Below are 16,462 nucleotides of genomic sequence, written 5' to 3'. Positions count from 1 at the left end.
GGTGGCCATGAATATCCAGATCAAACCCAATGAGGATAAGCTGGCCCGCCTGCTGGAGCAGGACCCCGGCCATTTTGAACCGACCACGGCATTTCGGGTGGCACAGCACCTGTCATCGGGAACGGAGCTGGAGGTCGGCCCCCATTCCGGCATTCAACCAGCCCCCCTTGCCGTCAGCGGTTTTCGCCGCAAGTTGCAGGGCAATGTCGTCAAATCGGCGTTTGCGCCACTGGTCGGGCCGCTCGGCGCGCTGCCGCCGGAATATAACGAATTGCTGCTGCGCGAAGAGCGACGCCGTTCCCGCGCCTTGATCAGCTTCCTCAACCTGTTTGCCATCCGGTTTTCGGAACTGTTCGTGGCGGCCTGCGAGAAATACCGGTTGGCACGGCGGCTGCGCTGGAGTGCCACCAAGGAACAAAACACCTTCCGCAAGGTGCTGCTATCCCTGACCGGCTTCGGCACCGCCGGACTGGTCGAAAAAGCCGGTGTCAATGAAGATGTGATCCTGCGGTTTTCCGGTTTTTTTGCCGACCGTACCCGCAATGTCGCCAGTCTTCGAGCCATGCTGGAGGAATTTACCGGCATGGCGGTGGCGATTGAGCAGTTCCGCCCGCGCTGGGTCTCCATTCCGGCCGCCGAGTTGAGCCAGATGGGCAAGGGGTCAGGGCCAAGGCTTGGCGTCAATGCCATGGCGGGTGCATCCGTCATGGACCGGAGCGGGGCGCTGAGGCTGGTCATCGGTCCGGTTGGCTATGACGATTATATCAGCCTATCGCCTGGCAAGCCGCGTCTTGCGGAAATCTTCGCCCTCACCCGGCTGTTTATCGGCAACGGCTTCGATATCGATGCCCAGGTGGTGCTGAAAAAAGAAGACATTCCTTTTTGTCAGATGGGGTCTGCGACCATGCCTGCCCGGCTCGGCTGGAACAGCTGGGCGCGGCTGGCCCCAGCAAGCAGTGACAGCCGCGATGCCGTGGTCACCGAATATCAGGCCATGCCGCAGGGAGGTCTGGCATGAAGCTGGAACTTCGCCCCGAAAAGCCAGTTACTAAAGGCCAGACCACCTGGACGCTGGACTATGGTCGCCGGACTATTGGCCGCGCCCCTGCCTGCGATTGGCAAGTGACGGACAATGAATGCCGCGTCTCCAAACTGCATTGCACCATCAGCCGGGACCGGGACGGTTATGTCCTGAGCGACCAGAGCGCCAATGGCACCCTGGTCGATGGCAAGCTGCTGCTGGAAGGCGATACGATCCCGCTCAAGCATGGCGCCAGCATCGATGTGCGCGGCTATCGCTTTACCGTTTCGATCACCGGTGAGGCGGCGCCTGAGGCGGTCGATCCCGATCCAACCATGCCGCTCAGCAGTGAGACGCTGACGATTTCATCGATCCTTGCCGATATCGCCCCGAATGGCACCACCGCTCGCGGCCTTCTGGGAGAGCGGCAGGTGGAGGAACCGTGGAAGCAACCCCGGCCCTCAGAGCGAGGCATATCTGGAGGGGCGACACAATCTGACCGTCGGGCGGACAAGGAAAAGAGCTTTACCCGGCATGTCGATATCGGCTGGAGCGGTCCGCCGCAGACCGACGGCATGAAGCCCGTCCTGCCGGACAATTGGTTCGATGAGGATGCCGGTGGAAGCGCCATGGAACATCTGGCCGCGCCGAAAACCTTCGTGACCATCGCGCCACCCGTTCGCCGTCCGCCGCAGGACTTGCCCCCTCCGCAGGAGGAACGGTCAAAACCGCAGGACGAATTTGACGCCGTGTTCGCCGATCCCGAGGATCATGAGCCGGATCAGCGACAGAGCCAATCGGCTTCAGATTTGCAAGCGGAGCGGATGATGGCGGCGCTCGCCCGCGCCCAGGAGGCGCTGGCTGAAAGCATCGCGGCCTTCGACCTGCCGGGTGATGCTGTGCCTGCCCTGTCGCCCAGCGGCGGAACCGATCTTGCCGCTCGGCTGGAAGCCTTTGCCGGACAGCAGGAGGCCTTTGCGGCGATTTTGCAAACCATGATGCAGGCGGCAGGCCGCTCGCTGGACCCCCGCCTGCTGGAGGCCAAGGTGGACGCTAATATGCCGATGCGCCTGCCTTTCCTTGCCGAGCGCGATTATTGGGCCGCCTATCGGCAATTGTTTCAGGCCGAGGGCCGTATTCTTTCATTCAGGGATTTCATGCGTCGCGCCGCAATGGGCGAGCAGGCCGAAGAGCCTGCCGCACCTGTTCAGGCTGACAGGATAATGGGGGTTGAAACATCAAATGAGACATGAAAACCGGGTTGCCTGGACCGAAGGCATGTTCCTTCGCGTCCAACATTTCCAGCAGTCCGACCGCTGGACGGAGCGTCTGGTGCGCTCGGTGGCGCGCAGCCTTACGCCTTATCCCTGGGGCATTCTGGAGATTGGCCTCGACCGCAGCGCCCTTGCCATCGGCCAGTTCGCTCTGTCAGGCCTGCGCGGCATGTTGCCGGATGGCACGCCCTTCGATGCGCCTGAGGATACCGACCTGCCAGCCGCCCTTGAGCTGGACGAATCCGTCAAGAACGCGGTGATCTATCTGGCCCTTCCCGCCCGCCAGCCCGGCAAGGCCGACATGGCCCAGACCGGCACCTCGGCGGTCAACAGCGTGCGGCTTGTTGCTTCACCCTATGAAGCGCCTGATGCCAATGTGGAAACCGATTTCCTGGCGCCCATCGATGTCGGTCGTCTGAACCTGAAACTGTTGAAGACCGGCGACGATCTGGCTGGTTATGAGCTACTGGGGCTTGCCCGCGTGGTCGAGGTGCGCTCCGACAAGGCTGTTCTTCTCGACCCGGATTTCATTCCAGCCAGCCTGAACTGCACGGCATCTTCAAGGCTGCATGAATTGATGACCGAATTGCTGGGCATCGTCCGGCACCGGGCGGAAGCGATTGCCGAACGGATCGGCGATCCGACCATTCGTGGCACCGCGGAAGTCGGCGATTATTTCCTGTTGCAAATCCTCAACCGCGCCGATCCGCTGCTGAAACATGCGCTGGCCAATGCCACCCGGCTGCATCCCATGCAGTTTTACGAGCAATGCATCCAGCTGGCCGGTGAGCTGGCCACATTTACCATGGAGAGCAAGCGGGCGACGGATTTTCCGGCCTATCGCCATGACGATCTGAAGGCGACGTTTGGCGCTGTCTTCGAGGACTTGCGCACCTCGCTGTCCTCGGTGCTGGCACAATCGGCTGTTGCTATCGAGCTGGTGGAGCGTCGCCACGGCGTGCGGGTCGGCACGATCAACGACCGGAGCCTGCTGCGCGATGCTGGTTTCGTGCTGGCAGTGCGGGCGGACATGTCGGCGGAAGACGTGCGCCGCACCCTTCCCGCCCGCATCAAGGTCGGGCCGGTGGAGCGGATTGCCGAACTGGTCAATGTCGCGCTGCCAGGCATTCCGGTGCGTCCGCTGCCGGTTCTGCCACGCCAGCTGCCTTACCGGGCCGGGACCATCTATTTCGAGCTGGATACCAAAACACCGCTCTGGAAACAGCTTGAAACATCCGGGGCGATTGCCCTGCACCTGGCAGGCGACTTCCCTGGTCTTGAACTCGAAATGTGGGCCTTGAGAGAATGAGCAACGAACGGCCTCCTTCCTGGCAGGATCTGCCGACCGTGGTGGAAGTCACGGAGGAAAAACGCCTCCAGGACGACAACGCCCGCAAGGTCGCCGACCTGCTCGACGGCGAAGCATCGCAACCGGCACCCGCCGATGGCGGGGCGCGTATGCCTGTCGCACATCTGATCGACAATTTCCGCTTCGGCAGCAGCGAAATGCCGGTGCTGGTGCGCTCGGCAGCACCGCTGCTCAACCTTGCCCATGCGCTGCGCTACCGTGCCGAACAGCCGGATATCGAGGAACTGCGCCAGGTTTGCATCAACGCGGTCAACCGCTATGAGCGTGACCTCGCCAGCGCCCGTATCAGCCCGGAACGGGCGCGCGCCGCCCATTATGTTGTCTGCGCCACCATCGACGATGTGGTTCTCTCCACGCCTTGGGGCGTGCGGGCCGGATGGGCGCGCTCGGGCCTGGTCTCCACCTTCCACAATGACGTGACGGGCGGCGACCGGGTGTTCGATATTCTCGATCATTTCCATCAGTCACCTGGGTCTGCCAAGGACCTGCTGCTACTGATCTACCTGTCCCTATCCCTGGCGTTCGAGGGCCGCACCCGCGTTTCCTCCAAGGGACCGCTTGAGCTTTCCCGCATTCGCGACAGTCTCTACAAAACCCTGCTTGGCCAATATGGCGTGTTTGAACGGGAGCTTTCGCCGCATTGGCAGGGCGTCCATGCCCGCCACAAGCCGCTTCGCACCATGGCGGCGCTGTGGACCGTGCTGTCGCTGCTGGCCCTGGCGCTTGGGCTTGGCTACCTGTTTTTCACCCTGACCCTGAACGACAGTTCCGACCGGACTTTCGAGCGGCTGGCCGGGCTTGGTCCACATGAGGCGCCGGGCGTGATGATTACGGTTCCGGTGCCGGAACCGCAGCAAACGGTTGCACCACAAGAGCCGGAACCGCAGCCGGTCAAGCCTCCGGCACCGCCGCCACCTAGCCGCTTGAAAAATCTCATCACCTTCCTTCAGCCGGAAGTCGAAAAGAAACTGGTCTCGCTGTCGGACGCCAATGGACGGCTGCGTGTTCGCATCAACAATTCCGGCCTGTTCGACACCGGCAGCGCCGATGTGAAGGGCCAATTCCGCGATCTGCTGCAACGCATTGGCGGGGCGCTGGCGGCGGAAAAATTCAGGGCGGTGGTAATCGGCTATACCGATAATGTGCCGATCAAGACCGTACAGTTTCCGTCCAACTGGCACCTGTCGGAAGCCCGCGCCAAGGCAGTGGGCGAAATCCTTTCCAGCTTTACCGGACCGGATGCAATCCTGACCGAAGGCCGCGCCGACAGCGACCCGATTGCCGGTAACGACACGCCGGAAGGCCGTGAAATGAACCGGCGCACGGAAATCCTTGTTCTGACCAATCCTGACGAGAAAATCACCGATGCCGGCATCCTGACCCCGCCCGTCGAAAGCATCGACAATGGTCAAAATAATCAAGTGCCGAACACAGATATAAAGACGCAGCAGGGGGCCAAGCCGTGATCAATCCACTCAGCTGGTTTTACACCATACGCTCCTATGTCGATTCCTACGCGGGTGTCGTGGGGCGGCGCTTTATCTCGCTGATCTGGGTCATCGCCCTTTGCGTGCTGATCTGGTTCTACGGCTATCTGGCCGCCTTCGGCAGTTTCAAGCCGCTCGCCAGCGTCTCTGCACGCATCTGGACCATGGTGGTAATTTTTGCCATCTGGACGGCCTATATGATCGTCACCATGGTGCGCGCCAAGCGCCAGGACAAGGAACTGGTCGATAGTATCGAGGCACAGGCGCTGGCCAATCAGCAGGCCGAGGTCAGCGAAATCAGCAATCGGCTGAAAGAAGCTTTGGCCTTGCTGCGGCGCATTACCAAAAAGCGCTTCGGCTATATCTATGAACTGCCATGGTATGTGATTTTCGGGGCGCCTGGCTCGGGCAAGACGACAGCGCTGACCAATTCCGGCTTGCAATTTCCGCTTGGCGACGCGCTTGGCAGCGATGCCGTCAAGGGCATCGGCGGCACGCGCAATTGCAATTGGTGGTTCGCCGATCAGGCGATCATGATCGACACCGCCGGTCGCTATACGACCCAGGATGACCTCGATGGATCATCGAAAGCCGGATGGGAAGGGTTTCTAGGCCTGTTGCGCCGTTATCGCCGTTCGCAGCCGGTCAATGGCGCGCTTCTCACACTGTCCATCGGCGACCTGTTGACCCGCGACCCGGAAGCCCAGCGCGAAGAATTGCGGGCGATCCGCAAGCGGCTGGCGGAACTGGACAACCATCTCGGCGCCCGCGTTCCGGTCTATATCCTGCTGACCAAGGCCGATCTTCTGACCGGTTTCGTGGAATTCTACGATAGTTTCAACAAGAGCGACCGCGAACAGGTCTGGGGTACGACCTTCGGCCTGGAGGAAAGCTACGGCGCAAAGACATTGCCGGAGCGTTATGCCGAGGAATTCGCCCTGTTGCAACAGCGTGTCGATGCCATGCTGATCGAACGGCTGCAACAGGAACAAAGTGCCGACATCCGCGGCCGGATTTTCCGTTTTCCAGCCGAACTGGCCAGTTTGCAGGAAAAGCTCGGTGAAGCGATCAGCGAGCTTTGCACCGGCTCCTCACTGGTCGAGGCGCCGCTGATCCGTGGCATTTACTTCGTCTCTGCCACGCAGCCGGAGGAAAACCTCACCCGCACCAATGCGAATGCCAACCGGACACGGCGCAGCTATTTCCTGCCGAAACTGTTCAGCGAAGTGATTTTCAACGAGGCCGCCCTGGTTGCCCGCGACAAGCGCCTTTCCTCCCGTCAGGTTCTGCTGCGCCAGGCCGTCTGGGGGCTGGCAGTGGCGGCGGTGGTCATTGTGTTTGCCGGGTGGACCATGACGTTTTTCCAGAACCGGGCAGCCCTTGCCCAGGCCGAAGACCATCTGAACGCCTATGACAAGCTGATCCAGGATGTACCGGTGCGCAATGTGTCGGATGCCGATTTTCTGCGTGTTCTGCCCGCGCTGGACAATCTGCGTGCAGTTCCAACCGGTTTTGACACCCGCTATGTCTGGGCAGCGAGTTTCGGTCTCAGCCAGCGCGACAAGATTGCAGGTCGCCAGCGCGACGCCTATCAGCGCGCGCTGAACAGCCTTTTGCTGCCCCGCATGCTGGTGCAACTGCAAAAGGACCTGACCGGCGAAAGCGATGTCACGCGAACCTTCAATGCGCTGAAACTCTATGAAATGCTCGGCGGACTGGGGCGGCTCGACCGGGAATTTGTCTCGGCCCAGGCAACCCAGATGTTTAACGCCCTTTATCCGGGCGAAGGCCGGACAGCGGCCCGCAAAGCGCTGATCCAACATGCCAGCGCGATGGCGGCAGGCGTATTGCAACCGGTCGAAATCGACAAGCGGCTTATTGAAAAGGCCCGCAACACCATCCGCAACCAAACCGTTGCCGAACGGGCTTTCGACATCCTGGCCGGATCGAAACAAGCGCAGGCGCTGATGCCGTGGCAGCCATCGCTTGCCTTTGGCGCGCTGGGGGAGAAAGCCTTCATCCGCAAGTCCGGCGCGCTGCTGACGGAAGGGGTCGAGGGATTATTTACCGCGACCGGCTACCGCACCGTCGTCCTGCCGCATATTGCCGATGCAGCCCGCGAAGCGCTGCAAGAAGAATGGGTGCGCGGCTCCAATGCGCAATTGCGCGGCCAGACGCTGGAATCGGTAGCCCAGGCGGCCCTGCAGATCTACTATGACCGGCTTGAACAGCGCTGGGCCTCCGTGCTGGGGGATCTCGCAGTCAGGCCGTCGCAAAGTCTTGGTGATGCGGTAGAAACCACGCGCATCCTCTCCAATGACCGCAATATCGTTGCGCAGGCCGCCCGCTCGATTGCCGATGCGACCGACTTGCGGCCGAAGGGCGATACGGCGGGCATGACCACGCTGGTATCATCCGCCAGTGGTGACACGGTTGCCGCCATGCTGGCGTCCTCCATGGCCGCCCCTGATCCCTATAGCCGCTTGCGCGAGGCGCTGGACACGCCTGCCGCAGACGATAGCCGCAAGGCCACGACAGGCAATCAGGACAAGCCTGCATCCCAGGTCGATGCGATATTGCCTGTCATCACCGCCCTTCATGACCAGCTCGCCCGCTCGGTCACGTCCTCAGCGGAAGTGGCGAAAGTGTTCGATGTCGATAGCCAGCTGACAAGGGCCAATCAGGATCTGCTCCAGGATGCCCGCCGCCTGCCGGGACCGTTGGATGGCTGGATGGCCGGACTTGCCGCCGATACCGGCTCACTTGCCGTCAAATCGGCGCGCAGCCGGATTGGCGACCTGTGGTCCAGCGAAGGGGCAGGCCTGTGCAGCTCCATCGTCACAGGCCGCTATCCCTTCGACCGCGCCTCCAGCCGCGATGTCGCCATGAACGACTTCATCCGGCTTTTTGGACCGAAGGGCCTGTTCCAGACCTTCTTCAAGCAAAGGATGGAACCCTTCGTCGATCAGTCGATCTCGCCCTGGGGCTGGAAAGGCACCTTCGGCGCAGCAGGCATTCCCAGCGAGGGCATTGCCGAGTTTGAAAGGGCCGACCAGATTTTCCGCGCCTTCTTCCCGAATGGCAGCGAGACACCGGCAATAGCCATCAATGTCAAACCGGTGTCGCTTGGTGAGACCTCGACGGCGGTGATGCTGGAAATCCAGGGCGAACGGGTGGTGTATTTCCATGGCCCGGTCCAGGCGAAAACCATAACCTGGCCATCGAAGGAGGCCGCCAGCATGTCGCGGATTGCCTTCCAGCCCGGCGGCTGGAAACAGGCGAAGACAGAAAATGGCGACTGGTCGCCTTTCCGCCTGTTTGACGATGCAAATATCCAAAACCAAGGCGACGATCTGTTCCGGGCGAAATTCACCAACGATAACCAGGTGGCGGAATTCGATGTGCAGTTCGGTTCGGTGTTGAATGCCTTCAGGCTGAAGGCGCTGTCCGAATTTACCTGCCCGACCCAGTTCTGATCCGCAATCGTACGACCCGGCATGATGGCCGGGTCCTACCTCCCTGTCAAAGGCACCCCGGATCACTCCGCCGGGATGCATCCTGAGGAAGAGGCAAGCCATGGCATTGCGACCTGCCCAGACAGAAAAGCCCGCCGGTCAGGACCGGATCGGGTTTTTCGGCAAATTACCAAGCCATGGGGATTTCCTCTCGGAAGGCCTGGAACGGGAAATGGTCGCCACACTCGATGGCTGGATCCGTGGCGGCTTGCATGCCTGTGAACAGGAATTCGGCGCGGCCTGGCCGGATCTGTTCAGCGCCTCCCCGCCTTGGCGGTTCATCGTCGAAAAAGGCGTTTGGGGCCAGGTGGCGCATGCGGGTGTCATGCTGGCCAGCCGTGACCGTGTCGGTCGCAGTTTTCCGCTGATCATCATGGCGCAGATGCACCGGTTCTCCCATCACCCCCGCACGCTGTTTCTGGACCACACCTGGTTCATGGCCGCCGAAGGACTGGCTGAATCAACGATGACGCGGGAATTTGACATTAACCGCTTCACTGAAACCCTGAAGCGCATGCGTATGCCCCGCCCCCAGGAGGAAGAGGGCACCGCCACCGCCAGCAAAGATGGCACTGCACTCTGGTGGTATATCGATCCGCAAACCTCAAAACCGCAGGGACTTCGCTTTTCAAGCCAGATGAAAGCCGAGGACTTCCTGCGGCTTTTCCGACAAAGCGCGGGTCTTATGTCCCGACCGCAAGACAATACCGCGTCCGCCCCTGCCCCAGCCCGGGCCCCAGCGTCAGTCCCGATACCAGCCGAGGCAAAACCTGCACCTCAACGGGCCGCTCCAAGCCCGGATAAGCCACCCAGAGACCCTAAAACAGCTGAGCCGCAAGCAACTGGGCTGCGTTACAGTTACGCCACCCATGCCGGTACGCGGTTTTCGATCAATGCGGACGGGCTATTCATCTGCGAAAAACCGAGGATTTTCGCCATTGCCGACGGCGTTGGCGACGACACCGCGTCCCAGGAAGCCGCACGTTATACCGCAGGCCAGTTGACCGAAATCGGTGACACCGCCGATATTGATACCATGTTGCAGGAAATCAAAGGCAAGCTTGGCCGAGCCAATAGCCTGCTGCAAGCCCGCACGCAACGCACAGACGGAACCCCACCCGCCGCCAGCGTGGTTGTTGCCGCCTTGGTGAATAATCAACTTCTGCTGGTTTGGGCGGGCGATGCCCGAGCCTATCTGTTGCGTGACGGCACCATGGTGCCGCTGACCCGCGACCATATTGCCATCGGCCTACAAAAACGACTGCGGCGCGGGGTTGGATTGGATCAGCAATTCTTGCCGGAAACACTGACCACCGACATATTACCGGGCGACCGCCTGTTGCTATGCAGTTTTCCGCTGATCCAGGTCCTGACGGAGAGAACCGTTGCGGAAATTCTGCACCAATGCACCGATACCGAAAGTGCCGAGCGGCTGGTTCAGGAGGCTTTGATTGTCAATGTGCGCGAAAATGTGAGCGCTATCGTCGTGAGCCTGGCGCGTACCGATGCCTCTGCCTGACGGTTTCAACGAAGTTGCCGCCCGTTTCAACGCGCTGATACAAGCAGTGCGCGGGGATAGGGAGACACCTAATACTAACGAGGAACAGCGGCTACTGATCGACCAGTTGAGAAACGCCCTCGACCGGAGGGCCGAAACATTGGCTCCCTCAGACCCCACCTTCATTGCAGGAACATTTGCCGTCGAAACCCTGCTTTACGAGGGTCGCCATAGCCGCGTTCTCAAACTGCGTCACCGGGATCTGGGAACCGCCTATGTCCTGAAAACACTGACCACGGATGGGGCTTCGTCAGCCAGCCAGGCGGAACTGCTGATCCGTGAAGCCCGGGTTGGCCTCGACCTGCACCATCCCAGCCTGGTCAGAACCTCAATACTGTTGCGACTGGACGATGGCAGCCCAGGCCTCATCCAGCCCTGGGCTGGGTATTCGCTGCGCGAGAGGCTCGAGAAGGCAGATGAAACAGACCTAGACATAGCCCAAATCCTGCATGATCTGCTGACGGCACTTGCGGCTTTGCATGATCGCGGTCTTGTCCACGGTGATGTTACCCCTGGCAACATCATTCTCGATCAGCAGCGGCGGATAGCAAGATTAGCCGACTTTGGTTTGACCATAGAATGCGGCGCCAGCTGGGCCGATCTCGGTCTTGCAGAGGTTGGCTCCCCACAATATCGCGCCCCGGAACAAAATGCTTCCAGCAAGGCATCGGCGACGATGGATCTCTACGGCGCAGGCCGCGTGCTTTTACGAATGCTCGACACTATGCCACAAGGACAGAACGTCGATCTTGCGCAGCTCGCGGATCACCTCTGTAGCGTCGATCCTGCAAACAGGCCAAAGACTACCAGAGAAGCCTTGGCGAAACTCTCGCAGATAGGGGCAACGGAATGATATCAAAGCGTAACAACGCTTACGCGTTCTCGCCCTCAAAGCATTGAAGACGTCTCAATTCCGTCAAGAATTTGAGACGTCCAAGACCGGAATTTCGACGGTCATTTTCAATCAAAGAACCAACACGCCGCAGGTTCAGCTTATAAGGCTCAATTGGAGGAACCCGGCAGAGGTGCTGCCGATGTCGAAGGCACTTTCTGGTAAACGGTCAGCAATTTGGCCGCATCAACCATGCCCGAATTGCTGGCGTAGAGCACATCGCCCTTCTGCATCTGGAACAGCTGCATCAGCATGATGCTGGAGGCGTCCTTCATATTGACATGGTAGATCACCGGCTTGCTGCTGGTGGTCATAGCTACCGGTCCCTTGGCGCCGCTTGCGGTCACCGTCGATGCCGGAACCTGGATCAACTGGTTGCGGAACACATAGACATTGCGGGCGTCGGCCCGGTCATCCAGCAATCCGCCAGCCCGGCCAACCGCCTGAGCCAGGGTGAGTTTGCCGGTTTCAAACTGAAATTCCCCCGTGCTTTTGAAAGCGCCGAGGGCCGTATAGCTGGCCGGTTCGCCATCAACGATTACCTGATCGCCGGGCAGCAGAACGATATTCTGCTTTTCATCGCTCATCACCCGATCGAGCGTCGTGGTCGCACGTTCGCGACCGCGCACCACGGTAACCTTGGCGGCCTGCGGTGCGACCGACGCCCCGCCCGACTGCGAAATGATATCCAGAACCCGCTCGCGCCGGGCTGTCAGCGCCACTTTTCCGGGGGTCTTGACACCACCGCTGACCAGAACGGCACTGGACGGTTTGTCCACAACCGTCACGACGGCCTGTGGGTTAACAGCAGACCCCTTCATGCCCTGGACGATACGATTTTGCAGGCCTTCCGGGGTGGAATCCGTCACCCGCTGCTTGCCAACAAATGGCATGGTGACACTGCCTTGGGGATCGACAGTGAAGCGCCCGAGATTAAGTGTACTACTATGGGTGGAGGAAAACAGACCTTCTTCCCCGGTATCCAGCAAGGTCACGTCAAACACATCGCCCGGCCGCAGTCTCTGTTGATTATAGGCGCCGCGAAGCACCGACAAACCCGGCTCGGACGCTGAATAACCAGACTGCGGTGCCGCAGCCGTGACCGCTGGCGCCTTGGAAAGCTCAATCACCGGCACTTTGCTTGAACTGCCCGGGAACGTCGCAGACCGGATGGCCCCGGCACTTGGTCCATCCGATGGTTTTGCACAGCTCGACAAAATCGCAATTAAAAGAACTGGCAAAACCTTGCGCATTCGCTGCTCCAAAATCCAAGAATCAATAGAAAAATAGATAGCAGCACAAGCCTAACTAACAATTGCTAAAACCGACAAATGCCGCAAAAACGACATTCAAAAAACACATGTGGCTTTTGCGCAACCCCAAGAGTGAAAATTGAAGACAGCTCGCGTCTAGCAATTGTAACGACCGCACGCATGGTTGTAGGCTTATCCCACCACTCCTCCCGTCCATTGTCTTGCTCGTGCGATTGCAAACTAAGGCTCCTCAATAAAACAAGCCGCCGCATGTACCAACGGAAACAGGACGTGGACCAAAAAAGCATATGAGGGCCGCGACATTCTCGAAAAGATTGAGGTGGCGCGGTTTGTCTGAACAGTTTCGGGCGTTTTTCTAAGTGGACTTCCGCCTTGATTATGCCGCCACCATCATTGGTGCCAGCCCGTTGAAGTAGGCCTGATCCGGCTGACGTGCCGGTGACCTTGCCCCCAAGTTTTATCCAGTTTTGAGTTTGCTCCGGCGGTTTTGGGTTACTGTATTTGGTACGGTAGCGGCGGGTTGCGGTGCGGAGCCATTTCGGCTGCGCAGCACCGCATCACGTCGCGGGTTGATGGTTTGAGCGAACTCGGCAGGAGTCATCCAGCCAAGTCCAGAGTGTGGTCGATGCTCGTTGTAATCGCCTCGCCAGTTTGAAAGCTCTGATCGAGCATGGATCAATGACGAGAAGAGGGTTTCATTCAGGAGCTCGTCTCGTAGCCGTCCATTGAAGCTTTCGATAAAAGCGTTCTGGATTGGTTTGCCAGGGGCGATGTAGTGCCATTCCACTTTGGTCCGATCCGCCCAATGCAGGATTGTGTTACTGGTGAACTCACTGCGGTTGTCACTGACGATCTTCTTCGGCTTGCCGCGTGCTTCGATGATCCGATCAAGCTCACGGGCAACCCGCAGCCCGGAAAGGGACGTATCGGTGACGAGAACCAGGCATTCCCTTGTGCAGTAATCCACGACCGTCAGAATCCGGAACCTGCGGTCATCAGTGAGTTGATCCGACACGAAGTCCAGCGACCAGCGATCATTGGCAGCCGTCGGGATCAACATCGGCGCTCGGGTGCCTATCGCCCGCTTACGTCCGCCACGCTTGCGCACAGTAAGCCTCTCCTCCCGATAGAGCCGGAAGAGCTTCTTGTGGTTCACAAGGTGGCCCTCGCCTCTGAGCAGCACATGAAGGCGCCGATATCCAAAGCGGCGGCGTTTATGCGCCAGCGCCTTCATTCGCTCGCGAAGATCATGGTCATCGCTGCGCCTGGTTTCATAACGGATCGTCATCCGGCAAAAGCCGACGGCTTTACACGCCCGCCCCTCTCAGCGGTGTAAACACCGCCTGCCGGGCAATGGTTCGCTCATCTGGTGATGATCTATCAGATGTGCGACAGCTTTCCGCTTGGCTGCGGGCGTCACCACTTCTTTCCCAAAAGGTCTTTCAAAGCGGCATTGTCGAGCATGGCGTCTGCCAGTAGCCGTTTCAACTTCGTGTTCTCATCTTCTAGCGTCTTAAGCCTCTTGGCTTCGGATACGTCCATGCCGCCGAACTTGGCCTTCCATTTATAGATGCTCGCATCACTGACACCGTGCTTGCGGCAAAGCTCCGAGACCGGCGTGCCCGCCTCATGATCCTTTAGAATGCCGATGATCTGTTCGTCTGTAAAACGGTTGCGCTTCATTCCCTGGTCCTCTCAATGGGCCAGAGCTTACTTCAAAATGGATTAGTTCAACGGGGCAAGGTCACTGCCCCAGAAACAGAAATAGCGCCCGAGAGGGCGCTATTTCAAAGCTAAGCTATTGTAATTTTTGGTTGCGGGGGCAGGATTTGAACCTGCGGCCTTCAGGTTATGAGCCTGACGAGCTACCGGGCTGCTCCACCCCGCGTTATATATAAGTGTAATTATCAACGTAAGAAGGGTCGCTTTATGCGACCCTTTTTTGTTGTCGGCAGGGCCGAAGATAGTGAGAGAAGAGTGTTTTGATTTTGGATTTTTTAACAACATTGCCATTAGCAGACCTGGCAGCGACCTACTCTCCCGCGTCTTAAGACGAAGTACCATTGGCGCAGGGGCGTTTCACGGCCGTGTTCGGAATGGGAACGGGTGCGGCCGCCCCGCCATGACCACCAGGTCAGCTAAGGGCAATGTTGATGCTTCGCATCAACATTGTTCCCTTTTCTTTGGCAAACCCATCTTCTTCGCTTGCGCTCAGAAGGGTGCCAAAGCGTTAATACGGAACCGTATTGATGCTTTGCATATGTGAGAAGCTGGCGGGCGTTGCCCGTTTTTTTTGTGAACACGTCATTCGTCGACGTTTTGCTTGGCACCTTCGGACGAAGTCCGCAAGCGCAAAGCGCGTCGCCGATCGTTCGGCGCCCTCGCGGAGCATAGGCTCGTATACGAGCCGCTCATGCGTGAGCGCTAAACATATGGCTCATCGACGAAGTCGATGAGCATGGTCAATGAGAACGATTAAGCCAATCGAGCTATTAGTAACGGTAAGCTTCGCAGGTTACCCTGCTTCCACACCCGTCCTATCAACGTGGTCGTCTTCCACGGCTCTGATAGGGAATACTCGTTTTCAGGTTGGTTTCCCGCTTAGATGCCTTCAGCGGTTATCCATTCCATATATAGCTACCCTGCTATGCCGTTGGCACGACAACAGGTCCACCAGAGATATGTCCATCCCGGTCCTCTCGTACTAGGGACAGATCCTGTCAATATTCCTACACCCACGGCAGATAGGGACCGAACTGTCTCACGACGTTCTGAACCCAGCTCACGTACCGCTTTAATTGGCGAACAGCCAAACCCTTGGGACCTGCTCCAGCCCCAGGATGCGATGAGCCGACATCGAGGTGCCAAACAACCCCGTCGATATGGACTCTTGGGGGTCATCAGCCTGTTATCCCCGGCGTACCTTTTATCCGTTGAGCGATGGCCCTTCCACGCGGGACCACCGGATCACTATGACCGACTTTCGTCTCTGCTCGACTTGTCAGTCTCGCAGTCAGGCGGGCTTATGCCATTGCACTCGACGACCGATTTCCGACCGGTCTGAGCCCACCATCGCGCGCCTCCGTTACTCTTTCGGAGGCGACCGCCCCAGTCAAACTACCCACCATACACTGTCCCGGATCCGGATAACGGACCGCGGTTAGACATCCATGACGATAAGGGTGGTATTTCAAGGATGGCTCCACTCGAACTGGCGTCCAAGCTTCAAAGCCTACCACCTATCCTACACATGCCGACACGAATGCCAGTGTAAAGCTATAGTAAAGGTGCACGGGGTCTTTCCGTCTGACCGCAGGAACCCCGCATCTTCACGGGGAATTCAATTTCACTGAGTCTATGTTGGAGACAGCGGGGAAGTCGTTACGCCATTCGTGCAGGTCGGAACTTACCCGACAAGGAATTTCGCTACCTTAGGACCGTTATAGTTACGGCCGCCGTTTACTGGGGCTTCGATTCAAAGCTTGCACCTCTCCTCTTAACCTTCCAGCACCGGGCAGGCGTCAGACCCTATACGTCGTCTTGCGACTTCGCAGAGCCCTGTGTTTTTGATAAACAGTCGCTACCCCCTGGTCTGTGCCACCCCTCTCCACTTGCGTAAAAAGGGGTCACGCTTCTTCCGAAGTTACGCGTGCAATTTGCCGAGTTCCTTCAACATAGTTCTCTCAAGCGCCTTGGTATACTCTACCTGACCACCTGTGTCGGTTTCGGGTACGGTCTATACGGTGGAGCTATTTCCTGGAACCACTCCACTGCACAATCAATCCAATAAGACTGTACAATTTGTGTGATCCGTCACTACCACCAGGCCCACGAATATTAACGTGGTTCCCATCGACTACGCATTTCTGCCTCGCCTTAGGGGCCGGCTAACCCTGCTCAGATTAACTTTAAGCAGGAACCCTTGGTCTTTCGGCGAGGGGGTCTCTCACCCCCTTTATCGTTACTCATGTCAACATTCGCACTTCCGATACCTCCAGGATGTCTCACGACTGTCCCTTCACAGGCTTACGGAACGCTCCGCTACCACGTGCATTACTGCACATCCTCAGCT

At 58.8% G+C, this 16,462-nt stretch carries 8 protein-coding genes, 1 tRNA gene, 2 rRNA genes and 1 pseudogene (1 of these 12 running past the window's edge); 7 read left to right on the top strand and 5 right to left on the bottom strand.

Annotated features, from left to right (window positions below; translation table 11 throughout):
- Nucleotides 1–7 precede the first annotated feature (7 nt).
- The 7 genes from tssG to G6L01_RS22085 all read left to right on the top strand — a co-directional run bounded on the left by tssG (nt 8) and on the right by G6L01_RS22085 (nt 11,077).
- Complete coding sequence (gene tssG, locus G6L01_RS22115; protein WP_070163232.1) at nt 8–1,018, top strand: type VI secretion system baseplate subunit TssG; 1,011 nt, start codon at nt 8–10, stop codon at nt 1,016–1,018.
- Nucleotides 1,015–2,274 (top strand): FHA domain-containing protein, encoded by a 1,260-nt coding sequence (locus tag G6L01_RS22110; RefSeq protein ID WP_070163231.1) that lies wholly within the window; start codon nt 1,015–1,017, stop codon nt 2,272–2,274. Before tssG ends, G6L01_RS22110 begins: the two co-directional genes overlap by 4 nt.
- On the top strand, nt 2,264–3,604 hold the full coding sequence (tssK, locus tag G6L01_RS22105) for a type VI secretion system baseplate subunit TssK (RefSeq protein ID WP_070163230.1): 1,341 nt from the start codon (nt 2,264–2,266) through the stop codon (nt 3,602–3,604). The genes G6L01_RS22110 and tssK overlap by 11 nt, the downstream gene beginning before the upstream one ends.
- Nucleotides 3,601–5,130 (top strand): type VI secretion system protein TssL, long form, encoded by a 1,530-nt coding sequence (gene tssL / locus G6L01_RS22100; RefSeq protein WP_070163229.1) that lies wholly within the window; start codon nt 3,601–3,603, stop codon nt 5,128–5,130. Before tssK ends, tssL begins: the two co-directional genes overlap by 4 nt.
- Nucleotides 5,130–8,627 carry a type VI secretion system membrane subunit TssM gene (gene tssM, locus G6L01_RS22095; protein WP_070163485.1) on the top strand — a complete coding sequence of 1,166 codons (3,498 nt, stop codon included), beginning with the start codon at nt 5,130–5,132 and terminating at the stop codon, nt 8,625–8,627. The genes tssL and tssM overlap by 1 nt, the downstream gene beginning before the upstream one ends.
- A gap of 100 nt (nt 8,628–8,727) precedes the next feature.
- Complete coding sequence (gene tagF / locus G6L01_RS22090; RefSeq protein WP_071205568.1) at nt 8,728–10,185, top strand: type VI secretion system-associated protein TagF; 1,458 nt, start codon at nt 8,728–8,730, stop codon at nt 10,183–10,185.
- A complete protein-coding gene (locus tag G6L01_RS22085; protein ID WP_070163227.1) occupies nt 10,172–11,077 on the top strand; it encodes a protein kinase domain-containing protein in 906 nt (301 codons plus the stop codon). The genes tagF and G6L01_RS22085 overlap by 14 nt, the downstream gene beginning before the upstream one ends.
- 149 nt (nt 11,078–11,226) lie before the next feature.
- Here G6L01_RS22085 and G6L01_RS22080 read toward each other — a convergent pair whose 3' ends face one another.
- The 5 genes and pseudogenes from G6L01_RS22080 to G6L01_RS22060 form a co-directional block, all read right to left on the bottom strand.
- Entirely contained in the window at nt 11,227–12,369 is a 1,143-nt protein-coding gene (locus tag G6L01_RS22080) for a polysaccharide biosynthesis/export family protein (protein ID WP_012654292.1), read from the bottom strand.
- Nucleotides 12,370–12,847: 478 nt separating this feature from the next.
- A pseudogene (locus G6L01_RS22075) lies at nt 12,848–14,073 on the bottom strand (IS3 family transposase).
- 128 nt (nt 14,074–14,201) lie between these two features.
- Nucleotides 14,202–14,278, bottom strand: a tRNA-Met gene (locus G6L01_RS22070).
- A gap of 131 nt (nt 14,279–14,409) precedes the next feature.
- Nucleotides 14,410–14,524, bottom strand: a 5S ribosomal RNA gene (gene rrf / locus G6L01_RS22065).
- A 337-nt stretch (nt 14,525–14,861) separates the two neighbouring features.
- Nucleotides 14,862–16,462 (bottom strand): 23S ribosomal RNA (locus G6L01_RS22060) (it continues 1,198 nt past the right edge of the window).

The organism is Agrobacterium vitis (assembly GCF_013337045.2).
Lineage (GTDB): Bacteria > Pseudomonadota > Alphaproteobacteria > Rhizobiales > Rhizobiaceae > Allorhizobium > Allorhizobium vitis_B.
The sequence above is the reverse complement of the archived record's forward strand: the minus strand, read 5'-3'. Positions and strand labels throughout refer to the sequence as shown.